We start from the raw sequence: 26,075 nt of genomic DNA, 5'->3' as shown, positions 1-26,075 counted from the left end.
GCCCGCCCGGCCGGGCACCGAGTCGCGCGTCACTAGGCTCGGGAGCATGGTCAGCACACGCTCGTGGCGGAACGGTTCGGCAGCGGAGCGGGACTTCCCGGTCGAGCGGGTGTCGGACCTCGTCGCCGACGAGGACGTCGTCGTCTGGATCGACTACACCGACCCCGACGCGGCGGACCTCGAACAGATCGAGCAGGAGCTGGGCATCCACGCGCTCGCCGTCGAGGACGCGGTCGAGCGCGGGCAGCGCCCGAAGCTCGACCGCTACCGTGACAGCCTCTTCCTCGTCGTCTACGACGTGAGCGGACGGGACGACGAGGGAGAGCTCGTCACGCACGAGGTGAAGGCCTTCGTGACGCGCAGGGCGCTGGTGACGATCCACGGCGCCGACGTGGACGCGAGCGCGATGGAACGGCGGCTCCAGACGAACGCCGACATGGCCGACCACGGCGTCCCGTGGCTCGTCTGGGCCCTCCTCGATGCCGTGGTCGACCATGCCAGCGCCACCGTCGCGTCGATCGAGAAGGAGATCGACACGCTCGAGGACGACCTGTTCGAACGTGGCGACGCTCGCGAGAAGCAGATCCAGCGCCGGTCGTTCGGGCTGCGCAAGGCGCTCGGGGTGCTCCGGCGGCTCGTGGTCCCGACGAAGGACAGCGTCGGTTCCCTGCTGCACGGCGACGCCGAGACGATCTCGGACGGCATCCGGCCGTACTTCCGGGACGTCGAGGACCACCTGGTGACCATCGCGGACTCCGTCGACCAGCTGCGGGACGCGGTGTCGAGCGTGCTGGACACGAACCTGAACCTGGCGTCGAACCGGCAGAACACGGTCATGAAGAAGGTGACGAGCTGGGCGGCGATCATCGCGATCCCGACCGCCATCACGGGGTTCTTCGGGCAGAACGTCTCGTTCCCGGGCGAGGGGCAGTGGAGCGGACTGCTCGTGTCCGTCGCGCTCATCGTGGTGTCGTCGCTCGTGCTGTACCGCGTCTTCAAGGCCCGCGACTGGCTCTAGCCGCCGCGCGCCGCCCTCGCACGGTGCGAGGCGCCGCCGCAGTGTGCGAGGTGCCGGACACCGTGCGAGGCAGCGCGGGTCGCACCGTGTCCGGAACCTCGCACACTGCAACCGCGCCGCGCGCGCGCCGCGCCGCGCTACAGCGCGAGCGCCAGCACGCCCGCGACCACCGTCAGCGGGGCGACCACGCAGCCGAGCGCCATGTACCGGCCCCACGAGAGCCGGATGCCCTCGGCCGACAGCCGGGCGTGCCAGAGCAGCGTCGCGAGCGATGCCCACGGCGTGATGAGGCACCCGGCGTTCACCCCGATGAGCAGCGCCGCGTAGCGCAGGGCCTCGTGCCCGGCGGCCGGCTCGAGCACCAGGTACGCGGGCAGGTTGTCGATCGCGTTCGCCGCGACCGCGCCCGCTCCCCCGAGCAGCAGCAACGACCCGGTGCCGGTCCCCCCGGACAGCGCCCGGACGATCGGGTCGGTGACCCCGGTGGTGTGCAGCGTCTCGACGACGACGAACAGCCCCGCGGCGAAGACCAGCGTCGACCACGGCACCCGGGACGGCCGGAGCTCGGACGGCGCCCGGAACGCCGCGACGACGACGAGCAGTGCGGCGGCGGCGAGTGCGGCGATCCAGACGGTGACCCCGGCGGTGAGCGCCACGACGAGGGCCACCAGGACGACCGACGCCGCGCCGAAGAACACCGGGTCGGACGGACGCCGGACGCTGACCGGGGTGTACCGGCCGAAGAGCTTGCCGCGGAACACCACGAGCAGCACCGCGCAGGGCACGACGACCCCGGCGAGCGCCGGCCAGAGCATCAGCCCGGCGAACGGGATCGGACCGTCGAGTCCGATGCGGTCCACCGCGAGCAGGTTCGTCAGGTTCGACACGGGCAGCAGCAGCGACGCGGTGTTCGCGAGCCAGACGGTCGTCAGGGCGAACGGCATCGGCGGGAGTCCGACGCGCCGGGCGAGGGCGATCACGATCGGGGTGAGCAGCACCGCGGTGGTGTCGATCGACAGGAACACGGTGCAGAGCACGGCGAGCACGACGACCGCGCCCCAGAGCCCGATCGTCCGGCCGCCACCGATCCGGGCCGCGACGTCCGCCAGACGGTCGAAGACCCCGGCGTCGGCGGCGAGCTCGGACACGATCGTCAGCCCGAGGACGAACCCGAGCACGGGCAGCACCCGGTCGGCGAGCTCGCCGAGGTCGGGCAGGGGGAGCAGTCCGAGGGCGACGCAGACCGCGCCGACGACCAACAGACCTGCCCCGATGACGGCTTGACGCACGGTGACTCCTCCATGAGCGGCCGCGAGCGGCGGCGCTCCAATGTACAGACCAGTACCGTGGTGTCCGACGACGACAGGAGGAATCCGTGCGCAAGTTCTTGTTCAACGGTGCGGTGTGGAGTTCGATCATCAGCGGCTACAGCGTGCTGCAGACCACACGGCAGGGTCCGCGCGACTGGCGCCTGGCGCTGACGTGGGTGGCGTGGCTGTCGACCACGATCGTGGCGATCGGCACGGTCGTCGAGGACGACCGCGCGGTCCGCGCACGCCAGCCGTGATCTGACGTCTCCACGAGACGAACGGGAGGCCCGGTGCCAGCTGGCACCGGGCCTCCCTTCTGCGCCGACGCGCCCCCGGCGCGGAACGCGCCTACTGCTCCGATCGCGGGATGCGCGCCGTCTGGATCGGCCCCGTGAAGAGCGCGGCACGGTCGTCCTGGTCGGGGGTGAACAGCGCCGAGTCGGACGCCGTCGACGCGCTCCGTCGGCGCGGCGCGGCCTCGTCCACCATCTGCACGCGCTGGATCGGGAGCGCGTCCGGGTGGGTGCGCTGGAGCCAGTCGACGAGTTCCTCGCGGATGTAGCAGCGCAGGTCGAACAGCGACGGCGCGTCGTGCGACGTCGCGAGCACCCGGACACGCACGTACCCCTGCACGGCGTCGGTGACCTGGAGCACCTTGACCCGCTGGTCCCAGAGCTCGGTGCGGTCCAGGATCCGGTCGAGCTCGACCCGCATCTCGCCGGGGCGCACCCGCCAGTCCAGGTCGAACTCCACCGCGCCGAGGAGCTCGCTGTTCGTGCGGGTCCAGTTCTCGAACGGCGTCGAGGTGAAGTACGTCGACGGCAGCACGAACCGGCGGTCGTCCCAGAGGTGCACGACCACGTACGTCAGGGTGATCTCCTCGATGCGTCCCCACTGGGTCTCGACCACGACGACGTCGTCGACGCGGATCGACCCGGAGAACGCGAGCTGCATGCCGGCGAAGACGTTGCCGAGCGTGGACTGCGCCGCGAGCCCGGCGATCACCGAGATGAGACCGGCGGAGGCGAGGACGCTCGCGCCGGCGGCCTCGACACCCGGGAACGTGAGCAGGATCGCGCCGACGCCGATGATGACGAGCACCGCGACCGTGAGCCGACGGAGGATGAGCACCTGGGTGCGGATGCGCCGGGCGACCCGGTTGTCCGGGACGTCGACGCGGTACTTGTGCAGGCCGAGGCTCTCCAGGAAGATCGCGAGGCCGCAGGCGAACCACGTGCCGACGCCGATCGTGACGACGAGGAACACGTGCGAGACGGTCGCGCGCCACTCGTACGCGGACGTCGCGGGGATCGAGGACGCGAACGCCGTCCAGAGCAGCGCCACGAGCAGCAGGGTCCTGGTGGGGTGCTTCGTGCGCCTGGACAACGAGGCTGCCCAGCGCTCGCGGCGGCCGAGCGCCCGGAAGACCAGGTGCAGGACGAGCGAGGCGACGGCGGTCACGAGCAGGGCGAACCCGACCGCGACGAGGAGTCGGAGGAGGATGTCCATCCCACCATGCAACCAACGGACAGTAGGCACGGTGCCAGCTGGCACCGTGCCTCCTGTCAGGGTGGTGCTGCTACTTCGACGACGTGAGCGAGTCCACGTAGTCCTGGTGCTCGGACGCCCACTTCTCCGTGATCGCCGGGTACTCGCTCGCCTTCGCCCCGCTGTTGACCAGCGCGTTCTCCAGCGAGTAGAGCGTGTCGGAGTCCATCGAGAAGTCCCGCATCCACTTCGACGCCTGCGGGAAGTCGCTGGCGAAGTCCTTCTTGGCGATGGTGTGGATCTCCTCGTTCTTGCCGAGCGCGCCCTTCGGGTCCTCGAGGTCCTTGATCGGGAACGCGTCGTACGCCCAGTGCGGACGCCACAGCGTCACGACGACGTCTTCCTTCTTGGCGATCGCGGCCTTGAGGTCGGCGAGCATCGCCGGCGTGGAGCTCGTGATGAAGTCCATCGAGCCGAGGCCGTACTGCGGGATGACCTTGTCCTGCACGACCGCGGTCTCACCGGCGGCCGGCTCGATGCCGATGACCTTGTTCCCGAAGTCCGAGGCGTTCGCCTTCAGGTCCGCGATCGAGTCGATCTTCGAGTACTCCGGCACGGCGAGCTCGAGCGAGGCCTGCTCGTTCCAGGCACCGAGGTCGGTGAGCTGGTCGCCGTACTTGTCCATGTACTGCTTGTGCGTGTTCGGCAGCCACGTGTCGAGCACGACGTCGTAGTCCCCGGACGACAGCCCCTGGTAGGCGGGGGCGACGTCGGCGTTGGTGAGCTGGACGTCGTAGCCCTTCTGCTCGAGGACGTACTTCCAGAGCTGGCTGGCGGCGGTGTCCTCGTCCCAGCCGTTGAAGACGACGATCGACATCGACTCCTGGTCGCCGTTCGCGACGGTGCCCGTGGCCCCGTAGTACCCGGGCGGCATGCAGGCGGAGAGCCCGACGGCGGTCGCGGCGGCCAGGGCCAGCGTCGCGACGATTCGCTTGGTGCGCTTCATGGTGGGGTCCTTCCTCACGCGTCGACGGTCTGACGGTCGGAGGCGGTCGCCTCCGTGGTGGCGGTGGTCTGCGCGGTCGCCGCGTCCGGCGTCGCTGTCGCGGCCGGCCTGCGGTCACGCCGCCACAGCCGGGAGGCTCCACTCGCCCCGCCGCCGAGCGCTGCGGTGAGGCGGTCCAGCAGGATCGCCAGGACCACGACCGACAGACCGGCTTCGGCACCGAGACCGACGTCGATGCGGTTCAGCGAGGCGACGATCTGCTCGCCGAGGCCGCCGGCACCGACCATGCCCGCGATGACGACCATCGAGAGCGACAGCATGATGACCTGGTTGACGCCGGCCATGATGCTGGCCTTCGCGAGGGGCAGCTGGATCTGGCGGAGGATGCGCCACGGGCTGGAGCCGAACGCGGCGCCGGCCTCGACGACCTCGCTCGGGACGCCGCGGATGCCGAGCTCGGTGAGCCGCACGCCGGGGGCCATCGCGAAGACGATCGTCGCGACGATGCCGGGGACGACGCCGACGCGGAAGAGCAGCAGCGCGGGGATGAGGTAGACGAACGCCGGGGTCGTCTGCATGAAGTCGAGCACGGGCCGGATCACCCGGCTGGCGCCGTCGGAGCGCGCGGCCCAGACCCCGAGCGGGATGCTGAACACGACGGCGAGCCCGGCGGCGACGATGACGAGCGCGAGGGTGTCCATCGCGTTGGTCCACTGCCCGACGCTGACGATGAACAGCAGGCCGATCGCGGCACCGAGCGCGAGCTTCCAGCCCTTCGCGACGAAGGCCAGCGCGACCAGAACGAGCGTGATCACCCAGAACGGCGGCGTGGAGAGGAAGTACTCCATCCACGCGTCCATCCAGGTGAAGACGTAGCGGACGACGTCGAAGACGCCGGACAGGTAGGTCGTGATCCAGTCGACGACCGCGGCGACCCAGGTGCCGAGCGGCAGGTGGAAGTCACCGAAGGAGTTGGTACCGGGGGTGATCATGCGTTCGTCCCTTCCGTGGTGGCGAGCGTCTCGTCCAGGTCGTCGTTCGAGATGCGGGTGACGGGCTCGAGCGTCTGGATCGGGCTCGTCGTCGTCGGGACGTTGCCGAGCGCCGCGAGGAGCGTGACGCGCGGGACGACCCCGAGCAGACGGCCCTCGTCGTCGACCACCGCGATGGGCAGCGGCGACTCGACGGCGAGCTCGAACAGGTCGGTCAGCGCGGTCTCCGGCGCGACCTGGGCGTACTCGGCGTTGACGATCGCGTCGAGGTTCGTGTCGCCGGCCTTGACCTGCCGCATCACGTGGCGGTCGCGCACCCAGCCCTCGAGCTTCCGGCCACGCCCGGTGACGAACACGGCCGCGGTCTGCAGGTCCCGCATGACACGGAGCGCCCCGCGGGGTCCCGCGGTGACCGGGACGACCGCGCGGGCCGGCTCCATCACGCTCGCGGCGGTGAGCACCCGGGCACGGTCGACGTCCTGCACGAACTGGGCGACGTAGTCGTTCGCCGGGTCGGTGAGGATGTCCTCCGGCGTGCCGATCTGGACGATGCGGCCGTCGCGCATCACGGCGATCCGGTCGCCGAGGAACATCGCCTCGTTGAGGTCGTGCGTGATGAAGACGATGGTCTTGCCGAGCCGCTGTTGCAGGTCGACGAGCTGCTCCTGCATCTCGCGGCGGATGAGCGGGTCGAGGGCGCTGAACGCCTCGTCCATGAGCAGGACGTCGGTCTCCGCGGCGAGCGCGCGGGCGATGCCGACACGCTGCTGCATGCCGCCGGAGAGCTCGTCGGGCTTGGCGTCGGCCCATGCCTCGAGCCCGACCAGGTCGATGACCTCGCGGGCCTTCGCCAACCGGGCGGCCTTGCCGACGCCGTTCACCTCGAGGCCGTAGGCGACGTTCTCGATGACGGTGCGGTGCGGCAGGAGCGCGAAGTGCTGGAACACCATCGAGACGCTCGAGCGGCGGATGTCCCGCACCTCCTTCGGAGCGGCCTTCGTGATGGTCCGGCCACCGATCTCGACCGAGCCGGCGGTGGGCTCGAGCAGGCCGTTCAGCATCCGGATGAGGGTCGACTTGCCGGAGCCGGAGAGGCCCATCACGACGAAGATCTCGCCGGGGCGGACGTCGAACGACGCGTCGATGACGGCCGCAGAGCCGAGCTCGCGGACGTCGTCGCGGGAGGCGCCGGCGGCGATACGGCGGACGGCCTCGGCCGGCTTGCGGCCGAACACCTTCGTGACGTCACGGACGCGGACTGCCGGGGTGTCGCGCGGCTCCTCCGGCGTGCGGAGGTCCTGCGCTTCCTGGGGTGGTGCGATGGTCAACGGTGCTCCTCGCGTGATCGCGGCGCACGGGCGCACGGCGACACGGTGTGGTTGCGAACGGGTCGTCCGGCACCCTGTTCGTCGGGACCGCGTCGAGCCCTGCGCGTCAGCGCTGGGCGAGCGATCCCGCACGCGGGGGTCGTACTCGGGACGACCCCGGTCCGGCCGACCGTACGGCCGCCGCGGCAACTGCTGCGGTGGACGCGTCCTGATCGTCGGTGTCCCTGAGGGGACGTTCAACGCTACCGAGACTCGTCCCCCATCGCGAATCGGGGTGTGCCGGTGCCGCACCACGATTCCGGTGCACCTGTAGCGTGTCGCGCATGACAGCGCAGAACGACACCGGCGTGGACCGAGCGCCCGCGAACGACTTCTCGCACGAGCAAGAGGGCTACCAGCACGGTCTGAAGCCCCGGCAGTTGCAGATGATCGCCATCGGCGGCGCGATCGGTACCGGGCTCTTCCTCGGCGCCGGTGGACGGCTGCACACCGCGGGCCCTGCGCTCGCGGTCGTGTACCTCATCGCGGGCGTCTTCGGGTTCTTCATCCTCCGTGCACTCGGCGAGCTCGTGCTGCACCGTCCGTCGTCCGGCTCGTTCATCTCCTACGCCCGCGAGTTCTACGGCGAGAAGTTCGCCTACGCCGCCGGCTGGATGTACTTCCTCAACTGGGCGATGACCTCGATCGTCGACACCACCGCCGTCGCCGTCTACCTGCACTACTGGTCGGCGTTCACGTCGGCGCCCCAGTGGCTCCTCGCGCTGATCGCCCTGCTCGTCGTCCTGGCCGCCAACATGGTCGCGGTGAAGCTGTTCGGCGAGCTCGAGTTCTGGTTCGCGATCATCAAGGTCGCCGCGCTCGTCGCCTTCCTGGTGATCGGGCTCGTCTGGCTGATCTGGGCGTTCCCGGTGGAGGCCGGCGGACAGCAGGTGCAGACCGGGTTCTCGATCTGGGCGGACAACGGCGGGCTGCTGCCGAACGGTCTGCTGCCGACCGTGCTCGTGGTGCAGGGCGTCGTGTTCGCGTACGCCGCGATCGAGCTCGTCGGCACCGCGTCCGGCGAGACGCAGAACACCGAGAAGGTCATCCCCCGCGCGATCAACTCGGTCGTCTTCCGCATCGCGGTCTTCTACGTCGGGTCCGTCGTCCTGCTCTCGCTCCTGCTGCCGTACACGGCCTACAAGGAGGGGCAGAGCCCGTTCGTCACGTTCTTCTCCTCGATCGGCAACCCGCAGGTCGGCGCGATCGTCGGTTCGATCATGAACTTCGTGGTGCTCACCGCCGCACTGTCGTCGTTGAACGCCGGGCTGTACTCCACCGGCCGCGCCCTGCACTCGATGGGGATGAACGGGTCCGCGCCGAAGTGGACCACGAAGATGTCCCGCGGCGGTGTGCCCTACGCCGGCATCCTGCTGACGGCGTGCTTCACGGTCGCCGGCGTCGTGCTGAACTACTTCGTCCCGAGCCAGGCGTTCGAGATCGCGCTGAACATCGCGAGCCTCGGCATCATCACGGCGTGGGGCACGATCATCCTCTGCCAGATGCGCCTGCGGTCGTGGGCCAAGCAGGGACTGGCGAAGGAACCGACGTTCAAGCTGCCCGGCGCTCCGGTGACGTCGTGGCTGACGCTCGCGTTCCTGGCATCCGTCATCGTCCTGATGGCGATCGACTACCCCGTCGGCACGTACACGATCGCGTCCCTCGTGATCGTGATCCCGCTGCTCATCGTCGGCTGGTTCCTGCAGCGCGACCGCATCCTGCGCATCGCGGCGCTCCGGCAGGGCGTGACCGGGCCGTACCCGATCACCGGTCGCGACCCCGCCAACCAGGTGCGCCGCGCGCCGGAGGACGACGACCAGCACTGATCCGCGGCACGCGCGGCGCGACGCGCTCTGTCCGCACAGCGCGACGGCCACGATCCGTCCCCGAGTGTCCGGCATCCGCCAGTACGATCAGCGGGTGCCGGACCGCTCTGCTCCACCGACCTTCGACCTGCAGCTCACGTGGCGTGGGAGCGTCGGCCGCGTCCGGGTGTTCCCCGACCGGGTGCACGCCGAGACGAGCTACGAGCGCGACGTCGTCACCGCGGTGCCGATGGACTCGGTCACGGGGTGGCGCATCGAGCCGTGCGACTTCGACGCCGTGTGCGTCGAGTTCATGACGGCCGACGACACCTTCCGCGTGCTGCTCGACACGTCGGACGAGCAGGTCGCCGCGCTGGCGCTCCGCCGGGTGCTCGGGGCACCGACCCCCGCGTCGTCCTAGGCGGTCCACTCGGGCTCGGCCGCCGACGCGTTCGCGTGCCGCTCGCCCCACACGGCGTCGAGCGCGCTCGTCTGCGCGTCGTCGAGCACGATCGACCCGACGGCGACGTTCTCCTCGAGGTGCCGGACGCTCGACGTCCCCGGGATGAGCAGGACGTCCGGCGCGTGGCCGAGGAGCCACGCCAGCCCGACCTGGGACGCCGTGCGCCCGAGGTCCGCAGCGATGCGCTGCACGGCGGGCTCGTCCGCCACCTTCGGCAGGCCGGGGAACGCCCCGCCGAGCGGGAAGAACGGCACCCAGGCGATGCCCTCCGCGACGCAGAGGTCGAGCAGCTCCTCCGATCCGCGGGCCACCATCGAGTACGCGTTCTGGACGCACACGATGCCGGCGGGCAGCGCCCGGCGGACGGTGTCGGCAGAGACCGCGCTGATCCCGATCGCGCCGATGAGCCCCTCGTCCCGCATCGCCGTCATCTCGGCGAGCTGGTCGTCGAGGTCGACGAGCTGCTCCCCCTCGGCGATCAGCCCGGGGCCGAGCTCCGCACGGCGGAGGTTCACGACGTCGATGCGGTCGCGGCCGAGCGTCCGGAGGTTCGCCTCGACCTGGGCGCGGAGTTCGGCCGGCCGCTGCGCGAGGGCGAGCGGCACGGGGGCGTCGACACGGACCGCCCCGACCTTGCTGACGATCGTCACGGCGTCGCCGGTCCCGAACGCCCGGCGGATCAGGTCGTTCGCCACGCTGTCGCCGTAGAAGTCCGCGGTGTCGACGTGGTCGACGCCGAGCTCGGCCGCACGGTGCAGCAGCGCCACACCGGCGTCCGGGTCCTCGGCGAGGCGTTCGAGCGCCATCGCGCCGTAGCCGATCCGGGCGACGTCGTGCGCGCCGAGCCGGTACGTCCCGCCCGGCCGTGGGTCTCGGGTGTCCTGCTGCATGTCTGCCTCCGCTATTCTGTCGGAAGCGGAGGAACCTCCGCTTGACCTCAGCATAACCGGAGGAGCCTCCACTTTGTCCAGCCCCGGTCCGTCGGCGACACGTCGCCCCCGCGCGGACGCCGCCCGGAACCGCGCCGCGCTCGTCGACGCCGCACGCACCGCGTTCACCACGGCGGGCGAGGACGCGTCCCTCGAGGCCGTCGCGCGTGCCGCCGGGGTCGGCATCGGGACGCTGTACCGGAACTTCCCGACGCGGGAGGACCTGGTCGCGGCGGTCTACGGCGCCGAGCTCGACGCGGTGCTCGCGACCGTCGACGCCCTGGTCGCCAGCGCACCGGCCGACCGGGCGCTCCGGGCGTTCGCGGACCGGTACGCCCGCTTCGTCGCCGCCAAGCGGGGCATGGCGGAGACGGTCCGGGTGGGGGCGCTGCGCGGGGCCGCCGAGACCGTGCACACCCGGGACCGGGTGAACGCGGCGGTGCAGCGGTTCCTCGACGCGGGGGCGTCGGACGGCACCCTCCGGGACGACGTCGTCGCGGACGACGTCACCGCCGCACTCATCGGGGTGCTGCTCTCCACCAGGGACACCACGGACCCCGAGCAGACCGGTCGGCTGCTCGACATCGTCGTGGGCGGCCTCCGGGCCTAGGCGGCGTCCGGGGCGAACTGCGTCACGCGGAAGGTCGCACCCTGCGGGTCCACGAGTTCCGCGGCCCGCGTCCAGTGGCCCTCCCAGGTGCCGAGGAGCCGACCACCGAGCTCCACCACCCGGTCGGCCGCCACGTCGCGGTCGGCGACGCTGAAGGACACGTGCCAGTCGTCGTGCCCGTCGTCGATCCGGGCCAGTGCGCCGACGACGTCCGCGAAGCCGTCGGGCGCGCCGAACTGCCGCTGCCGGATCTCCGGGTCGGAGGTCGCCGCGAGGTGGTCACCGTACCCGGGGAGCCGGATCATCACGCTCGGTCCCTCGTCCATCCCGGACACCTGCCAGCCGAACAGCGCCTCGTAGAACGCGAACGCCGCCTCGGGCTCGCGGGAGCGCAGGTCGCTGAAGACCCATCCACCGGGTGCGTTGACGTGCTGCGATCCGCAGCCGCTCCCGGGCCTGCCACAACGAGAACGCCGCGCCGCGGGGATCGATGCAGTCCACACCGCGCCCGGCGCTGCCCCCGGGACCGGCATCGGTCGCCGTCCCCGTGCTGCCGCCGAGGTCGACGACCCGGGCCGCGGTCGCGTCGGCGTCGTCGACCGCGATGTACGTGGTCCACGCCGCCGGGTCCTCGCTCGTGGTGATCGCGCCGACGTCGCGGCCGCCGACGGTGGCGATCCGGTAGGACCCGGGCGCACCGGGCGGCATCCGTTCCTCGAGGTCCCAGCCGAAGAGCTCGCCGTAGAAGACGGCCGCCGCGTTCGGGTCGGGGTGCCGTGCCTCGACCCAGCTCGGGACGCCCTGCGGGTAGCTGCGCGGTGTTGCGTCGGTCATCATCGGCTCCGATCACGTCCGGGTGGTGCGCCCCGGTCTACACCGCCTCGCCGACACCGGCCGGTCGCCGCGACGGGTCAGTCGTCGGTGTCGACGGTGTTCGTCACGACGTCGCCGGAGCCGGCGTCGATGCGGATGCTGTGCTTCGTGCCGGAGGAGTCCCGGACGTCGCCCTCCCAGACGATCGTGCCGGCGTGGTCGTCGAGTCCGAGTTCGGTGACGGTCCCGGCGACGGTGTCCTGCAGCCGGCCGGCGGCGTCCACCACGTCGATCTCCGCGGCGTCCACGAAGCGCTGGTTCTCGGCACGGTCCTCGGCGTCGGAGTCGTCCACGCGGGGCGTCCCCGTGGTCTCCTCGCCGCTGGCGTCGGTGTGGACCTCGTGTTCGGCGCGGTCCGCCGTCACCACGAGGACCTCCCAGGCGGTGCCGTTCTGCTCCTGTTCGATCGAGATGACGGTGCCGGACCCGACGGTGTCCAGCGCGGTCGCGGCGGCGGCCGTGAGGGCGTCGTTCGACGCGGCGGTCGTCGTCGCGCCGCTGCTCGCAGCACCCGAGGTGGACGACGCGGAGCGGGAGTCCGATGCGGTGTCGGAAGCGCCGGCGCAGCCGGTGACGGCGAGGGCGCCGGCGATCAGGACTGCTGCGGAGACGGCGGTGCGGCGGAGGCGGGGCATGTCGGTGGTGGTCATGGGTCGAGCGTGCCGTGGCGGTGCTGAAGCGGACCTGAAGCCGCCTGTTCAGCCCCCGAGTGCGATGCGGACGACGAACCGCGCGCCTGCCGTCGGGGCGTCCTCGACCGTCACCGTCCCGCCGTGCGCGACCACCGCGTCCCGCACGATCGCGAGCCCGAGTCCGGAACCGCCGTCGTCGCGGGCGCGCGCCTCGTCGAGGCGGACGAACCGGTCGAACACGCGCTCCCGGTCGGCCTCCGGGACCCCGGCGCCGTCGTCGTCCACGACCAGCTCGGCCGTGCCGCCGATCGAACGGACCCCGATGGCGATGCCCGTCGACGCGTGCCGGGCGGCGTTGTCGACGAGATTGCGCACGACGCGCGCGAGCACCCGTTCGTCACCGAGCACCCGCGCCGCTCCGATGCCCGAGCCGTCCACGCGGACGGCCCCCGCGGAGCGGATCCGGCTGACCTCGGCGAGCGCGATGTCGTCGAGGTCCACCGGACGCCGGTCCCCGATGCCCCGCTCGTCGAGACGGGAGAGCTCGAGCAGGCCGTCCACCAGCGCCGCGAGCCGGTCGTTCTCCGCCAGGACGACGTCGGCCAGCTCCGTCATCGCGATCCGGTCCGGGTGCGCCCGTGCGACGGAGGCGTGCTGGCGCACCGATGCGATCGGGGACCGGAGTTCGTGCGAGGCGTCCGAGACGAACCGCCGTTGCACCGCAGCGGACCGCTCCAGGCGCTCGAGCATCTCGTTCATGGTGTGCGCGAGGCGAGCGACCTCGTCCCCGGTGTCCGGGACGGCCACACGCGCGCTCCGGGACGCGCCGCCGACGCCCGCGACCTCGGTGCGGATCCGTTCGACGGGCCGGAGCGACCGGCCGACGACGATCCACGTCCCGATGCCCATGAGCGTGACGAGCACCGGGACACCGACCGCCAGCAGGGCCGTCACCGCCGTCGTCGCGGTGTCCGCAGCGTCGAGCGACGCCCCGAAGACCACGGTCGCCTCGGACCCGCCCGGCAGGTCGACGTCGTCCGCGACGAGCAGCCACCGCTCGCCGTCGTGGGAGTACCGGGACTCGTCCGCGGTCGGGAGGGCCGGCGGGTCGGCGTCGTCGCCGTGCGCGATGACCCGGCCGTCCTCGCCGACGACCTGCACGAGCACCTCGTCGTACCCGTCGACCGCGGAGGCGCCGTCGGCCTCGACCCGGGCGGACGCCTGCTCCAGACCGCTCTCGGCGCTCGATCGGACACCGTCGACGAGCACCAGCCGCAGCACCGTCACGAACGCGACGGAGCCCAGGACGAGCGCGGCGGAGACGAGGACGACCGCGGCGAGGGTGGTCCGGGCGCGGACGCTCCGGGGCCGACGGCCAGCCAGGGGACGGCCCGCACGGGGACGGCCGGTCCGGGGACGGCTGGCACGGCGTTCAGGCATCCTCGGCCGCCAGCCGGTACCCGGCACCCCGGACCGTCTCGATGCTCGCCCGTCCGAAGGGCCGGTCGACCTTGCGCCGCAGGTGCCCGACGTACACCTCGACGATGTTCGGGTCGCCGTCGAAGTCGACGTCCCAGACGTTCTCGATCACCTGGCGCTTCGAGCACACCTCGCCGGCGCGGCGGACCAGGAACTCGAGCACCGCGAACTCCCGGCTCGTCAGGTCGAGCGGGGCACCACCGCGCGACGCCGTCCGGGCAGCGGGGTCGAGCCGCAGGTCCCCCACGGTCAGGACGCTCGGGCGGGCACGGGCGCCTCGCCGGACCAGCGCGCGGAGCCGGGCGACCAGGACGGGGTGCGAGAAGGGCTTCGTGACGTAGTCGTCGGCACCGGCGTCGAGCGCCTCGACCTGGTCCCACTCCCCGTCCTTGGCGGTCAGCATGAGGACCGGCGTCCAGTTCTCCTCGGCGCGGAGCTGCTCGCACACCGCCCAGCCGCTCATGCCGGGCATCATCAGGTCGAGCACGACCGCGTCGTACGTGAACTCCCGTGCGTGCCAGAGCCCGTCGACGCCGTCGTGGGCGACGTCGACCGCCCACCCTTCGGCCTCGAGCCCACGGCGGATGCCGTCAGCGAGGCGGACCTCGTCGTCGACCACCAGCACGCGCATGGTCCGTATTGTCCCGGGCGGCGCTGAAGCACTCCTGAAGCGCGGTCCGCTCAGACCAGGAGCAGGATCCCGGCGACGATCGACGCCGCGGTGATCGCCAGCGCGACGAGCAGCAGCACGAGGTGCACCGTGTAGAACGTGGTCGGGCGGCCGGCGGCGTCACGGGCCCTGGAGTCCTTCGCGACCCGCTGGAAGAAGCGCGGCCAGGCGATCAGGTTGAACAGGGCACCGACGAACAGGACGACTGCGGCGAAGACGAACACCCCAGCAGCCTACCGAGGAGATCGGTGGTGCTCGGCCGCCCCCAACGCGGCCGAGTCCCACCGGCGATCACCACGGCAGAACGTAGCAATTGCTACAGACCCTACACGGCCGGAGGGTGCTACGCGAGGTCCAGCGCCGCTTCGGCCCGGGCGAGCACCGCACGCTCGCGGTCGCTGAGGGCTGCCCGCGAACTGCGGACGCCGTCGTTGATCTCCACGATGAGCCGGCTCAAGCGGGTCGCGGGGTCGTCGGAGGCCGGGTACTCGTTGTCGGTGCCGAGCCGCGCGTGCATCGGCTCGAGCGTCCGGATCGCGGACTCGACGGCGTTCGCTCGACGAGCACGCGCGACCCGGTGTCCGATCACCAGGAGCAGCATCCCCGACGCGACGCAGATCACCGCGCCGGGCGTGGTGACGTCGTACGGCGTCGACAGGGCGCGGGTGACGGCGATGTCGCCGCCCACGTGCGCCAGGTCCATCACCACGACGACGACCATCCGGACGACACCGAACAGCCCGCCGACGACCAGGACCCAGAGGCCGACCAGGTCGGTGCGGGTCCGGGCCTCGCGGACGCGCAGGACGCAGATCACGCCGGTGGCCCCGAGTGCGACGCCCAGGTACAGCGTCTGCGCGATCGAGTAGACCGCGGCGGCGGCGTGGTCCCCCGCCACGAGCATGAACGTCGTCGTGGTGGCCGGCTTGTCGAGCACGACGAACGCGGTGACGATCACCACACCGACGACCGCGCAGGACACGACGATCGCGTTCCGGAGCCACGGTCCCGCGGCCCCGACGGCCTTCGCGACGCCCCACAGCAGCGTGCTGGTGCCCGCGATCATCAGGCAGTCGCTGATCACGGTGACGACGTTGAACCCGCCGAACAGCGGGTCGAGCCACCGGTACAGCGGGTCCACGTTCGTGACGATCGTCGCGCAGAAGAGCAGGAAAGTGACCGCGAGGGTCCGGTCCTGCCCGCGCTGCAGCACGAACAGCGTCACGGCGCCCGCGACGAGCAGGACGGCCTGCGCGACGGCGAGCACCGCCGTCACCCGAACACCCCGCGGAAGGCGCTCGGCCGGTCGCGGTGGCCGCGGATGAGCTGCGCGAGCCGGTCGGCGAAGAGCTCGGCCTCGCGTTCGTAGGCGTTCTCGAAGAGCCCCCGTGCCATCGCCCGCTCGACCTTGTACTCGGGCAGGTCCGGGATCACGTCGCGGATGTACGCGGACTGCGCCGACGCCTCGTGGTGGGCGTGCAGGACGTGGCCGAGCTCGTGCCCGATCACGAACGAGCGGAAGGTGCCGGACGAGGTCGGCGAGATCATGATGAGGTGCTGGTGCTCGAGCGTCGCGACGAAGCCGCACACCGGCTCGGACGCCAGGAACGCCTCTTCGCGGACGACGATCGGCTTGCCGACGATCTCGGCGGCCGCGGTGACGGCACGGTCGACGTCCGCCCAGCCCTCGGCGTGACCGCGCTCCCAGAAGGCGTCGAGCTGCCCGGTACCGCCCACCCGCGAGCTCACGGGACGATCCCGCGCTGCGATTCCTCTTCGATCACCGCGGCGATCCGCCGGAGCGCCTCCGGTGAGAGCTCCCCCGGGAACGTCCGCGCGGCGAACCCGCTGACGCGAGCCGACCGGAGCGAGCGGACGAGCGCGAGCTGCGCGCCGATGCGCTCGGGGACGTCGCTGTCCTCGAGCAGGAAGCGTTCGTCGACCTCGAAGAAGCCGGCCAGCAGCTGCAGCAGCGCGGTGTCGCGGTTGCGACGGCCGGCGCCGGAGATCATGTAGGTCCACTTCGCGCGGGACAACGATCCCCCGCGGGCGTCGACGTACTCCTCGATCGCGGAGAAGGGCACCGGCGCGCCGCGCTGGGACTCCTCGAAGTCGAGCAGGAGGTTCAGACGGCGAGCGAGCTCGGCAGCGTCGAGTGCCCCACCCTTGGGCTCCCTGGTGATCATCGTTCCCCGACCCCCTCCGGATACACGAGAACCCCTGCCGGAGCAGGGGTTCGGATCGTGGTGCACCCCCTCGGACTTGAACCGAGAACCCACTGATTAAGAGTCAGTTGCTCTGCCAATTGAGCTAGAGGTGCATGCGCTGGTCTCCCACCGCTCGTCTTGGCTTGTGTGCCGCAACGGGAATCAACAATAGCATGGGTTTTGCGTGCCCGTGACCACCGCCGGGCATCGACCGAACAGGAGCACCATGACCGACCGTCTCGCCGCCGGCGACACCGCCCCCGACTTCACCCTGCAGGACCAGGACGGGGTGGAGCACACCCTCGGATCCCTGCGGGGACGCAAGGTCATCGTGTACTTCTACCCCGCCGCGTCGACGCCGGGCTGCACCACCGAGGCGTGCGACTTCCGGGACAACATGTCCTCGCTCCAGGCCGCCGGGTACGAGGTCCTCGGCGTGTCGAAGGACGAGCTGCCCGCGCTGCAGCGCTTCCGCCACGAGCAGGCCCTGACCTTCCCGCTGCTGAGCGACCCGGACCTCGCCGTGCACGAGGCGTACGGCGCCTGGGGCGAGAAGAACAACTACGGCAAGATCGTCACCGGCACGATCCGGTCGACGATCGTCGTCGCCGAGGACGGCACCGTCCAGCTCCCGCTCTACAACGTCAAGGCCACCGGGCACGTGGCGAGCCTGCGCAAGAAGCTCGGGCTGGTCTGAGCCGAGCCCCTGGCGCGTCTACTCGACGCGACGCGCCAGGGCGGCCGTCACCGACTTCGAGAGCACGAGCGTGATGGCGACGAGCGCCGGCAGGAGCAGCGCCCACCCGACGGCCGGCACACGGAAGACGCCCTGGAACGCACCGATCGCCAGCGCGCCCTGCAGCACCTGCCAGACGATGATCCCGCTGCGGACCCACGAGCGTCCGCGCCAGAGGCCGACGAGCATCGACCCGAGCCACAGTGCCGCGATCGCGGTGAGGACCACGAGGGCGATCCCGGAGGCGACGCTCGACGCCGGCGACACGAGCAGCTCCACGAGGAGCGCGACCGTCGTGACGACGAGCGCGAGGAACTCCAGCGCGAGGACCACGAGCAGCACGATCATCGCCCGCGACCTCGGTTCGGTGGCCTCGGGTGAGTTCGAGGTGGGCTCAGACACAGTGATCCTCCAGGATTGCAACCCTTGATTTGGCCATACCAGTATGGAACGATGTTCGAGGTCGTTTGGACGGCACGATGTGGTGTGCGTCTCCCGTGGTTCGACGCTCCTCCCCCGAGCGTTCGCGGGCGTCGGACTCTCCCCGCACGGTTTCTCCTCCCCACAGGATCCTCCCGTACGTCACATGAGCATGTGCAGAGTCCTCGAGCCCCGAACCACGGCCCCGGCCTGCCGTTCGAGCATCGACATCAAGGAGCACCACCACATGGATTGGCGTGACAAGGCTGCCTGCCTCACCGCGGACCCCGAGCTCTTCTTCCCCGTCGGGAACACCGGGCCGGCCGTGGACCAGATCGAGAAGGCGAAGTCGGTGTGCGCGCGTTGCACCGTGACCGAGATGTGCCTGCAGTACGCCCTCGAGAACAACCAGGACTCGGGCGTCTGGGGTGGTCTCAGCGAGGACGAGCGTCGCGCGCTCAAGCGCCGCGCCGCCCGCGCTCGCCGCGCCTCCTGACGCAGCAGTCCTGACGACGCCCGTCGCGCCCTCCGGGGCGCGGCGGGCGTCGTCGTGCGCGCACCGCAGACGTCCGGACGGCCGTCACGGCGACCGCCTGGAGGCCGGGTGCCGGTCCGCCGGACGCGCGCCGGGCCTCCAGGCGCTCGCGTCGCATCCCCCCCCCCCCCCAACCGGACTCGCACAACCAAACGCAGTCCGCACCACGCGATCGCGTGGTGCGGACTGCTTCTGGTTGTGCGACGGTGCCGCTACGCGGCAGCGGTCTCCCACCGGAACGGGATCGAGATGGTGACCTCGGTGCCGCTGCCGGTCAGCGTGTGCCAGTCGATCGTGCCGCCGAGCTCGCCCTGGATGAGCGTGCGGACGATCTGCGTGCCGAGCCCCGAGCCGACCTTGCCCTCGGGCAGCCCGACACCGTTGTCACGGACCTGGATCGACAGGTGGTCGTCGGAGCGGCGGGCGACGATCTCGACCTCGCCGTCGCGACCGTCGAGCCCGTGCTCCACCGCGTTCGTCACGAGCTCGGTGAGCCCGAGTGCGAGCGGCGTCGCGGCCTCCGATGGGAGCACCCCGAACTCCCCCGTCTTCTTCGGGTGGACCGTGGTGTTGTGCGAGGCCGCGACCTCGGTGACGAGCTTCAGCACGGAGTCGAACACCTCGTCGAAGTCGACGTTCTGGCTGAGGCCGGTCGACAGGGTGTCGTGCACGACGGCGATCGCGGCGACGCGGCGCATCGCGTTCTGCAGTGACGTCCTGGCCTCGTCGGAGTGGGTCCGACGCGCCTGGATGCGCAGCAGGGAGGCCACGGTCTGCAGGTTGTTCTTCACCCGGTGGTGGATCTCCCGGATGGTGGCGTCCTTGGTGATGAGCTCCCGCTCCTGGTGCCGCATCTCGGTGACGTCACGGCAGAGCACCACCGCGCCGATGCGCTCACCGTGGTCGCGCAGCGGGATCGAACGGAGCGTGACGGTGACGCCCTTCGACTCGATGTCGGCACGCCACGGGGCACGACCGGTGACCACGAGGGGCAGGGACTCGTCGACGTCGAGCTGTTGGCCGAGGAGCTCGGTCGTCACCTCGGCGAGGGACTTCCGCTCGAGCTCGCCCTCGAAGCCCATCCGGTTGAACGCGCTGAGGCCGTTCGGGCTCGCGAAGGTGACGATGCCGTTCGTGTCGAGACGGAGCAGCCCGTCGCTCGCGCGCGGAGCCCCACGACGCGGTCCGGCCGGTGCGCCGAGGTCCGGGAAGTCACCCGTCGCGATCATGCCGAACAGGTCGTTCGCGCTCGCGGTGAAGTTGAGCTCCTGACGGCTCGGGGTGCGCATCTCGTCCTGGTTCGAGTGCCGCGTGACGACCGCGATCGGGCGGTCCGTCGTCTGCTTGCTCTTCGGGCTCAGGCGCCGCAGGACCGGGATCGCGCGGACGCGGGTCGGGGTGTCCTCGTACCAGTCCGGTTCCGCGGAGTCGACGACCTTCGCGCCGGCGAAGCTCTCGGTGACCTGTTCGCGCCACTCCTCGCGGATCTCCTGGCCGACGATGTCGCGGTAGAACAGCGTCGCTGCGGACGACGGGCGGGCGTGCGCGACGGCTACGAACGAGCCGTCCTCGGCGGTGGGGACCCACAGGACCATGTCCGCGAAGGACAGGTCGGAGAGGAGCTGCCAGTCCCCGACGAGCAGGTGGAGCCACTCCACGTCCGCTTCGGAGGATCGGCCTTGTGCGAGGACGAGATCACTGAGGGTCGACACCGGCCCAGTCTAGGTGCGCCGGGCTGTGGACAAATCGACTCCATCCACAGGTCCGGCGGGTTTGAATTTCACATGTTGCATACGTCCTACGCTCAGCCCACCAACGAAAGGGGCCGGGGTGGCGCGGGAAGCACAGCGGATCGAGGACGATGCGAACGAGCCGGACCGGCTGGATCCACCGGGCGGGGACCGACCACGTGAGGACCCCGCGGTCGGTACCGCAGTGGTTCGCGCCGGGGACTCGGCGGTGGTCCCAGATCCGGAGGAGACCGCTCGGGCGCTGGCGTTGTGCGTGGCGGAGATCCTCTCCGGCGCCCGCGAGGTCGACAGCATCGCCCGCTGGATCACCGAGGACGTGCAGCGGCACCTGCAGCAGCGTGCGGCGTTCGCGGCCCGGGCGCGTTCGGTGTCTCGGCGTCGGCGCCGGCGGCCCTCGATCCGGGTCGGGAGCGTGCTGGTCTGCCGGCCCCGGGAGGGCGTGGCGGAGGCGAGCGTCGTCGTGCACACGCGGTCGCACGCCCGGGCGGTGGCGATCCGGCTGGAGGAGCGCTCCGGCCGCTGGCGTGCGACCGCCATCGGCGTGCTCTGACGCGGCCGCGAGGCGCCGCCAGGCGGCCGAGGCGCCGCCAGGCGGGCGAGGCGCCGCCGAGCGGCCGAAACGCCGCCGGATTCGGCGGCGTCTCGGCCCGAGGGCGGCGCCTCGGCGCGGAGGAGGCGCCACGGCCGGAAGCGGGCGCCGCGGCACGGGCCGCGGGCGCGAAGCGCCTCTCGGCGCCCGAGGCGCCGCCAGGCGGCCGAAACGCCGCCGGATTCGGCGGCGTCTCGGCCCGAGGGCGGCGCCTCGGCGCCGAAGTGGCGCCTCGGCAGGTGCGAGGCGCGCTGACGCCGGCGGGGGCGCGAAGCGCCGCCAGGCGCCCGAGACGCCGCACAGCGGGCGAGGCGCCGCCGGAATCGGCGGTGTCTCGGCCCGAGGGCGGCGCCTCGGCAGAATCGAGGCGCGCTGACGCGGGCGAGGGGCGCGAAGCGCCGCCAGGCGCCCGAGGCGCCGCTCGGCGGCCGAGACGCTGCCGGAATCGGCGGCGTCTCGGCCCGAGGGCGGCGCCTCGGCGCCGAAGTGGCGCCTCGGCAGGTGCGAGGCGCACTGACGCCGGCGAGGGGCGCGAAGCGCCGCCAGGCGGGCGAGGCGCCGCCGGAATCGGCGGCGTCTCGGCGCGGGAGCGGCGCCGCGGCCGGACGCGGGCGCCAAACGGACGGGAGGCCCGGTGCCAGCTGGCACCGGGCCTCCCGTCCGGAGCGTGGTGGCGTCAGCCCTTCTTGGCGGCCTGACGACGGTCGGCGCGGTTGGTCGCGGCGGCCTGGCCGGTCGCCGTGGCGGCCGAGCCGAACGCGGAACCCTTCTCGGGGACCGCGGCCGCTTCTTCCTCGGCCTGGGCGCGCTGCGCGAGTGCCGTGGCGGCCTGCTCGAGGCGGCCGCGCTCGTCACGGACCTCGACCTCGCCGTCGATGGACGGAGCCGAGAACTCGAGGCCGGCGACCTCTTCCTCGGCGAGGCCCTTCGCCTCGATGACCGCGTTCTCGCCGTCCGACTGGACCTGCACCTCGAGGTTGAACAGGAAGCCGACGGACTCCTCGCGGATCTGCCCCATCATGTTCTGGAACAGGGCGTAGCCCTCGCGCTGGTACTCGACGAGCGGGTCGCGCTGGGCCATCGCACGGAGGCCGATGCCGTCCTTGAGGTAGTCCATCTCGTAGAGGTGGTCGCGCCAGCGGCGGTCCACCACGGAGAGCACGACGCGACGCTCGAGCTCGCGCATGGCCTCTTCGCCGAGGGTCTCCTCGCGCTGCGTGTACGCCAGCTTGGCGTCGGAGAGGATCTCGCGGCCGAGGAACTCCCGCGTCGCCTTGCCCTTCGACCCCGCTTCCGTGATGACCTCGTCGATGGTGATCGAGATCGGGTACAGCGTGCCGAGCTCGGTCCACATCGCGTCGAGGTCCCAGTCGTCCGGGGAGCCCTCACCGGTGTGGGTGTCGATCACGTCGTCGATGACGCTCTTGAGGAACGACTGCGTGCGCTCGTGCAGGTCGTCGCCCTCGAGGATGTGCCGGCGGTCGCTGTAGATCGCTTCGCGCTGGCGGTTCAGGACGTCGTCGTACTTGAGGACGTTCTTGCGGATCTCGGCGTTGCGGCCCTCGACCTGCGACTGGGCCGAACGGATCGCACGGCCGACGAGCTTGTTCTCGATCGCCAGGTCGTCCGGGACGTTCGAGCGGCCCATCAGGCTCTCGGCGGCACCGGAGTTGAACAGGCGCATCAGGTCGTCGGTGAGCGACAGGTAGAACCGGCTCTCGCCCGGGTCGCCCTGACGGCCGGAACGACCACGGAGCTGGTTGTCGATGCGGCGGGACTCGTGACGCTCGGTGCCGAGGACGTAGAGACCGCCGGCCTCGCGGACCTTGTCGCCCTCTTCCTCGACGACGGCCTTCTGGCTGGCGAAGACCTCGTCCCAGGCGGCTTCGTACTCCTCCGGGGTCTCGGTCGGCGAGAGGCCCTTCGCGTGCATCTCCTGCACGGCGAGGAACTCCGCGTTGCCGCCGAGCATGATGTCGGTACCACGGCCGGCCATGTTCGTCGCGACGGTCACGGCGCCGAGGCGACCGGCCTGTGCGACGATCGCGGCTTCACGGGCGTGGTTCTTCGCGTTCAGGACCTCGTGCTTGACGCCCTTCTTCGCGAGGAGCTTCGAGAGGTACTCGGACTTCTCGACGCTCGTGGTGCCGACGAGGACGGGCTGGCCCTTCTCGTGGCGCTCCTCGATGTCGTTCGCGACCTGCTCGAACTTCGCCTTCTCGTTCTTGTAGACGAGGTCGGTCTGGTCGATGCGCTGCATCGGGCGGTTCGTCGGGATCGGGACCACGCCGAGCTTGTACGTCGACATGAACTCGGCCGCTTCGGTCTCAGCGGTACCGGTCATGCCGGAGAGCTTCTGGTACAGGCGGAAGTAGTTCTGCAGCGTGACGGTCGCGAGGGTCTGGTTCTCGGCCTTGACCTCGACGCCTTCCTTCGCCTCGATCGCCTGGTGGATGCCCTCGTTGTAGCGACGACCCATCAGGATGCGTCCGGTGTGCTCGTCGACGATGAGCACCTCGCCGTTCATCACGACGTAGTCCTTGTCGCGCTTGAACAGGGCGTCGGCCTTGATCGCGTTGTTGAGGAAGGAGATCAGCGGGGTGTTCGCCGACTCGTAGAGGTTGTCGATGCCGAGGTAGTCCTCGACCTTCTCGATGCCGGGCTCGAGCACGCCGACGGTGCGCTTCTTCTCGTCGACCTCGAAGTCCTCCCCCGCGGTGAGGCGCTTCGCGATGGAGGCGAACTCGGTGAACCAGCGGTTGGCCTCTCCCGAGGAGGGGCCGGAGATGATGAGCGGCGTGCGGGCCTCGTCGATGAGGATCGAGTCGACCTCGTCGACGATCGCGAAGAAGTGGCCGCGCTGCACCATGTCGGCTGCCTGCCACGCCATGTTGTCGCGCAGGTAGTCGAATCCGAACTCGTTGTTCGTGCCGTAGGTGATGTCGGCGGCGTACTGCTCGCGGCGCTCGGCCGGGGACTGGTTCGCGACGATGCAGCCGGTGGTCATGCCGAGCGCACGGAACACGCGGCCCATGAGCTCGGACTGGTACGACGCCAGGAAGTCGTTGACGGTGATGACGTGGACGCCGCGGGACGGGATGGCGTTGAGGTACGCGGCCGTCGTGGCGACGAGGGTCTTTCCTTCACCGGTCTTCATCTCGGCGATGTTGCCGAGGTGGAGTGCGGCGCCACCCATGAGCTGCACGTCGAAGTGCCGCATGCCGAGCGTCCGCTTCGCTGCCTCGCGCACGGCGGCGAACGCCTCGGGCAGGAGGTCGTCGAGGGTCTCGCCGTTGGCGTACCGCTCGCGGAGCTCCTTCGTCTCGTCCTGGAGTTCCTCGTCGGTGAGGGTCGAGAAGTCGTCCTCGAGGTCGTTGATCGCCGAGGCGTACGCCTTCAGCCGACGGAGGGTGCGTCCTTCGCCGATGCGGAGGACCTTCTCCAGCACGTTTGCCACGTGAACTCCTTACAGGTCGTCGCGCGCGGTCGGCGCGTCCGATCAGCCAGTCATGCTAGCAACCCGGTCGAACGGTGGGCTGTGAACAGCGACCCCGGACACGGGTGTGCGCGGCCCGCGAACGGACCGCGCACCCCGCAGTTCGGGTGGTGACGACGCTCAGGCGAGCGCCGCGGCCGGTTCCGAACCGACCTGAGCGTCGGCGGCAGCGGTGCCGTCGAGCCCGATGACGCCGTAGTCCCAGCCCTTCCGTCGGTAGACGACGCTCGGGCGGTGGGTCTCGGCGTCGACGAACAGGTAGAAGTCGTGTCCGACGAGCTCCATGAAGTAGAGCGCGTCGTCGACGGTCATCGGCGCTGCCTCGAACACCTTCTCCCTGATGACGACGGGCGAGTAGACCTCGTCCTCTTCCTCGTGGGGTTCCTCGTCGACGACGGTGACGGCGCCGGTGACGACGTCGTCGATCAGCTTGCCGTCGGCCGGGGTGACCCCCATGCCGTCGAAGGCCGCCCCCGAGGCTTCCGACACCGAGGTCGGGCGGTGACGCCCACGGTGGACCTTCCTGCGATCGCGCGCTCGGCGCAGTCGCTCCATGATCCGGGCGAACGCCAGATCGAACGCCGCGTACTTGTCCGACGCCGCGGACTCGGCTCGGACGAGCGGCCCGGGGCCGATCAACGTCAGCTCGACCCGGTCCTCGCCCTGATTGCTGCCGCTCTTCTCGTTGTGGCGGCTGATGCGCACCTCGAACGCGAGGGCGCGGTCGGCGAGCACGTCGATCTTGTCGGACTTCTGTTCGACGTAGGTGCGGAATCGGTCGGTGATCCCGACGTTCCGGCCCGTGATCGTCACGTCCATGGCGGCTCCCATCCAGACTCGGCGCGTCGCCTCCATCCGGCGATCGTCAACGCCTTGTCCCAGCGACGCTAGACCCGCTGGAGCACTCGCGTCACCGGTTCGCGGTGGGTCGGGTCGGACACCCACCGGATGCACAGAGGACACCGGGTGTTCACGCACGGTGCACCCCGGGCGCGTCGTCGCTGGAACTGGTACGTGGCACGTGGGCACCACCGACGCGGTCACGACTCGACGCTCGCCGTCGCGATGCACCGCACGACCCGACCGCCGGCGGCGCGGACCGCCCGGACCGCTTCCGCCATGGTCACCCCGGTGGTGACGACGTCGTCCACGAGGACGACGCTGCGGCCGGCGACCCCGACCGCGCGCAGGGTGCCGACGGTGGCGTCGACGCGCTCCAGCGCCGTGCGTTCCTTCTGGCCGGCGCCGCGCGACCCCGGCAGGCGTCGCAGCCGCCCGGTCCGGCGGACACCACCGCGGGCGAGCAGCACCACGACGGTGTCGAACCCACGCCGGCGTCGTCCGCGCGGTGACGGCGGGACCCGGAGCACGAGGGTGCCCGGTGGGGCGTCCGCCAGTGCTGCCCGCACGAGCGCACCGGTCGGTCGGCCGAGCGGTGCCGCGACGTCCAGCCGCCCGCGGAGCTTGAGTTCGAGCACGAGGGTGCGGACCAGTCCCTCGTACTCGAAGGCCGCGTCGAGCCGGACGCCGCCGACGAGCCGGACGCGACCGGGCCGGTCCGCGAGCTCGGCGCGACAGGAGTCGCACAGGGCACGGTCGACCGCCCCGCAGCCGAGGCACGAAACGGGCAGGAACAGGGCGAGGACGGCGAGGAACGCGTCGCGCCAGGGGTGTGCAGCCGATGTCATGGGGCGATCCT

The 26,075-nt window shown here is 71.2% G+C and carries 28 protein-coding genes and 1 tRNA gene; 8 read left to right on the top strand and 21 right to left on the bottom strand.

Annotation, left to right across the window (positions count from 1 at the left end; all coding sequences use genetic code 11):
• The first annotated feature begins 46 nt into the window (after positions 1-46).
• The gene (locus tag ACIPJY_RS09935) at positions 47-1,018 is read left to right on the top strand and encodes a magnesium transporter CorA family protein (RefSeq protein WP_400467074.1); all 972 of its coding nucleotides are present in this window, start codon (positions 47-49) and stop codon (positions 1,016-1,018) included.
• A gap of 137 nt (positions 1,019-1,155) precedes the next feature.
• Here ACIPJY_RS09935 and ACIPJY_RS09930 read toward each other — a convergent pair whose 3' ends face one another.
• Positions 1,156-2,307, bottom strand: a complete 1,152-nt coding sequence (locus ACIPJY_RS09930) for an SLC13 family permease (RefSeq protein ID WP_400467077.1) — start codon at positions 2,305-2,307, stop codon at positions 1,156-1,158.
• Positions 2,308-2,393: 86 nt separating this feature from the next.
• Between ACIPJY_RS09930 and ACIPJY_RS09925 the strand changes: the two genes are divergently transcribed.
• On the top strand, positions 2,394-2,585 hold the full coding sequence (locus ACIPJY_RS09925; RefSeq protein ID WP_400467079.1) for a hypothetical protein: 192 nt from the start codon (positions 2,394-2,396) through the stop codon (positions 2,583-2,585).
• A 91-nt stretch (positions 2,586-2,676) separates the two neighbouring features.
• Here ACIPJY_RS09925 and ACIPJY_RS09920 read toward each other — a convergent pair whose 3' ends face one another.
• From ACIPJY_RS09920 to ACIPJY_RS09905, 4 genes are all read right to left on the bottom strand, one after another.
• Positions 2,677-3,837: a mechanosensitive ion channel family protein gene (locus ACIPJY_RS09920; protein ID WP_400467082.1), complete on the bottom strand. Its 1,161-nt coding sequence runs from the start codon at positions 3,835-3,837 to the stop codon at positions 2,677-2,679.
• A 70-nt stretch (positions 3,838-3,907) separates the two neighbouring features.
• Complete coding sequence (locus ACIPJY_RS09915; protein WP_400467085.1) at positions 3,908-4,822, bottom strand: glycine betaine ABC transporter substrate-binding protein; 915 nt, start codon at positions 4,820-4,822, stop codon at positions 3,908-3,910.
• A gap of 14 nt (positions 4,823-4,836) precedes the next feature.
• A complete protein-coding gene (locus tag ACIPJY_RS09910) occupies positions 4,837-5,814 on the bottom strand; it encodes an ABC transporter permease (RefSeq protein WP_400467088.1) in 978 nt (325 codons plus the stop codon).
• The gene (locus ACIPJY_RS09905) at positions 5,811-7,136 is read right to left on the bottom strand and encodes a glycine betaine/L-proline ABC transporter ATP-binding protein (RefSeq protein ID WP_400467406.1); all 1,326 of its coding nucleotides are present in this window, start codon (positions 7,134-7,136) and stop codon (positions 5,811-5,813) included. Before ACIPJY_RS09905 ends, ACIPJY_RS09910 begins: the two co-directional genes overlap by 4 nt.
• A gap of 329 nt (positions 7,137-7,465) precedes the next feature.
• On the opposite strand from ACIPJY_RS09905, the gene ACIPJY_RS09900 reads away from it, so the two are divergent.
• Together ACIPJY_RS09900 and ACIPJY_RS09895 are read left to right on the top strand one after the other, a co-directional pair.
• Positions 7,466-9,007 (top strand): amino acid permease, encoded by a 1,542-nt coding sequence (locus ACIPJY_RS09900; protein WP_400467091.1) that lies wholly within the window; start codon positions 7,466-7,468, stop codon positions 9,005-9,007.
• Between the two features lie 94 nt (positions 9,008-9,101).
• Entirely contained in the window at positions 9,102-9,407 is a 306-nt protein-coding gene (locus ACIPJY_RS09895; protein ID WP_400467092.1) for a hypothetical protein, read from the top strand.
• On the opposite strand, the gene ACIPJY_RS09890 is transcribed toward ACIPJY_RS09895, so the two are convergent.
• The gene (locus ACIPJY_RS09890; protein WP_400467095.1) at positions 9,404-10,339 is read right to left on the bottom strand and encodes an aldo/keto reductase; all 936 of its coding nucleotides are present in this window, start codon (positions 10,337-10,339) and stop codon (positions 9,404-9,406) included. The two genes, ACIPJY_RS09895 and ACIPJY_RS09890, sit on opposite strands and share 4 nt — an antisense overlap.
• A 73-nt stretch (positions 10,340-10,412) precedes the next feature.
• On the opposite strand from ACIPJY_RS09890, the gene ACIPJY_RS09885 reads away from it, so the two are divergent.
• Entirely contained in the window at positions 10,413-10,988 is a 576-nt protein-coding gene (locus tag ACIPJY_RS09885) for a TetR/AcrR family transcriptional regulator (RefSeq protein ID WP_400467098.1), read from the top strand.
• Here ACIPJY_RS09885 and ACIPJY_RS09880 read toward each other — a convergent pair.
• The 10 genes from ACIPJY_RS09880 to ACIPJY_RS09835 all read right to left on the bottom strand — a co-directional run bounded on the left by ACIPJY_RS09880 (position 10,985) and on the right by ACIPJY_RS09835 (position 16,962).
• Positions 10,985-11,323, bottom strand: coding sequence for a VOC family protein (locus ACIPJY_RS09880; RefSeq protein ID WP_400467101.1), 339 nt, complete (start codon positions 11,321-11,323; stop codon positions 10,985-10,987). The two genes, ACIPJY_RS09885 and ACIPJY_RS09880, sit on opposite strands and share 4 nt — an antisense overlap.
• On the bottom strand, positions 11,268-11,822 hold the full coding sequence (locus tag ACIPJY_RS09875) for a VOC family protein (protein ID WP_400467104.1): 555 nt from the start codon (positions 11,820-11,822) through the stop codon (positions 11,268-11,270). Before ACIPJY_RS09875 ends, ACIPJY_RS09880 begins: the two co-directional genes overlap by 56 nt.
• Before the next feature lie 77 nt (positions 11,823-11,899).
• Complete coding sequence (locus tag ACIPJY_RS09870; protein WP_400467106.1) at positions 11,900-12,511, bottom strand: PepSY domain-containing protein; 612 nt, start codon at positions 12,509-12,511, stop codon at positions 11,900-11,902.
• Positions 12,512-12,559: 48 nt separating this feature from the next.
• The gene (locus ACIPJY_RS09865; RefSeq protein WP_400467109.1) at positions 12,560-13,933 is read right to left on the bottom strand and encodes a sensor histidine kinase; all 1,374 of its coding nucleotides are present in this window, start codon (positions 13,931-13,933) and stop codon (positions 12,560-12,562) included.
• A complete protein-coding gene (locus ACIPJY_RS09860; protein ID WP_400467112.1) occupies positions 13,926-14,603 on the bottom strand; it encodes a response regulator transcription factor in 678 nt (225 codons plus the stop codon). Before ACIPJY_RS09860 ends, ACIPJY_RS09865 begins: the two co-directional genes overlap by 8 nt.
• Positions 14,604-14,653: 50 nt before the next feature.
• Positions 14,654-14,866, bottom strand: a complete 213-nt coding sequence (locus ACIPJY_RS09855; protein ID WP_132050298.1) for an SCO4848 family membrane protein — start codon at positions 14,864-14,866, stop codon at positions 14,654-14,656.
• Positions 14,867-14,985: 119 nt separating this feature from the next.
• On the bottom strand, positions 14,986-15,918 hold the full coding sequence (locus ACIPJY_RS09850) for a hypothetical protein (RefSeq protein WP_400467115.1): 933 nt from the start codon (positions 15,916-15,918) through the stop codon (positions 14,986-14,988).
• The gene (locus ACIPJY_RS09845) at positions 15,915-16,391 is read right to left on the bottom strand and encodes an ImmA/IrrE family metallo-endopeptidase (protein WP_400467118.1); all 477 of its coding nucleotides are present in this window, start codon (positions 16,389-16,391) and stop codon (positions 15,915-15,917) included. The genes ACIPJY_RS09850 and ACIPJY_RS09845 overlap by 4 nt, the downstream gene beginning before the upstream one ends.
• A complete protein-coding gene (locus tag ACIPJY_RS09840) occupies positions 16,388-16,828 on the bottom strand; it encodes a hypothetical protein (RefSeq protein WP_400467120.1) in 441 nt (146 codons plus the stop codon). The genes ACIPJY_RS09845 and ACIPJY_RS09840 overlap by 4 nt, the downstream gene beginning before the upstream one ends.
• Positions 16,829-16,886: 58 nt before the next feature.
• Positions 16,887-16,962 (bottom strand) — tRNA-Lys (locus ACIPJY_RS09835).
• Between the two features lie 113 nt (positions 16,963-17,075).
• On the opposite strand from ACIPJY_RS09835, the gene bcp reads away from it, so the two are divergent.
• Positions 17,076-17,546 carry a thioredoxin-dependent thiol peroxidase gene (gene bcp, locus ACIPJY_RS09830; RefSeq protein WP_400467123.1) on the top strand — a complete coding sequence of 157 codons (471 nt, stop codon included), beginning with the start codon at positions 17,076-17,078 and terminating at the stop codon, positions 17,544-17,546.
• 18 nt (positions 17,547-17,564) lie between these two features.
• Here bcp and ACIPJY_RS09825 read toward each other — a convergent pair whose 3' ends face one another.
• Complete coding sequence (locus tag ACIPJY_RS09825) at positions 17,565-17,987, bottom strand: hypothetical protein (RefSeq protein ID WP_400467126.1); 423 nt, start codon at positions 17,985-17,987, stop codon at positions 17,565-17,567.
• Positions 17,988-18,252: 265 nt separating this feature from the next.
• Here ACIPJY_RS09825 and ACIPJY_RS09820 point away from each other — a divergent pair, with 265 nt between their 5' ends.
• Complete coding sequence (locus ACIPJY_RS09820) at positions 18,253-18,501, top strand: WhiB family transcriptional regulator (protein WP_017888820.1); 249 nt, start codon at positions 18,253-18,255, stop codon at positions 18,499-18,501.
• A gap of 251 nt (positions 18,502-18,752) precedes the next feature.
• Here ACIPJY_RS09820 and ACIPJY_RS09815 read toward each other — a convergent pair whose 3' ends face one another.
• Positions 18,753-20,252 (bottom strand): sensor histidine kinase, encoded by a 1,500-nt coding sequence (locus tag ACIPJY_RS09815; RefSeq protein ID WP_132050290.1) that lies wholly within the window; start codon positions 20,250-20,252, stop codon positions 18,753-18,755.
• A gap of 13 nt (positions 20,253-20,265) precedes the next feature.
• Between ACIPJY_RS09815 and ACIPJY_RS09810 the strand changes: the two genes are divergently transcribed.
• Positions 20,266-20,841, top strand: coding sequence for an Rv3235 family protein (locus ACIPJY_RS09810; RefSeq protein ID WP_400468172.1), 576 nt, complete (start codon positions 20,266-20,268; stop codon positions 20,839-20,841).
• A 715-nt stretch (positions 20,842-21,556) separates the two neighbouring features.
• Here the strand turns inward: ACIPJY_RS09810 and secA are convergent.
• The 3 genes from secA to ACIPJY_RS09795 all read right to left on the bottom strand — a co-directional run bounded on the left by secA (position 21,557) and on the right by ACIPJY_RS09795 (position 26,064).
• Positions 21,557-24,337 carry a preprotein translocase subunit SecA gene (secA, locus tag ACIPJY_RS09805; RefSeq protein WP_400467132.1) on the bottom strand — a complete coding sequence of 927 codons (2,781 nt, stop codon included), beginning with the start codon at positions 24,335-24,337 and terminating at the stop codon, positions 21,557-21,559.
• A gap of 159 nt (positions 24,338-24,496) precedes the next feature.
• A complete protein-coding gene (gene hpf / locus ACIPJY_RS09800) occupies positions 24,497-25,195 on the bottom strand; it encodes a ribosome hibernation-promoting factor, HPF/YfiA family (protein WP_400467135.1) in 699 nt (232 codons plus the stop codon).
• A gap of 221 nt (positions 25,196-25,416) precedes the next feature.
• On the bottom strand, positions 25,417-26,064 hold the full coding sequence (locus ACIPJY_RS09795; protein ID WP_400467138.1) for a ComF family protein: 648 nt from the start codon (positions 26,062-26,064) through the stop codon (positions 25,417-25,419).
• Between the last annotated feature and the right edge of the window lie 11 nt (positions 26,065-26,075).

The organism is Curtobacterium sp. NPDC090223 (genome assembly GCF_044746585.1).
Taxonomy (GTDB): Bacteria; Actinomycetota; Actinomycetes; order Actinomycetales; family Microbacteriaceae; genus Curtobacterium.
This window is presented reverse-complemented; position numbering and strand designations above follow the sequence as displayed.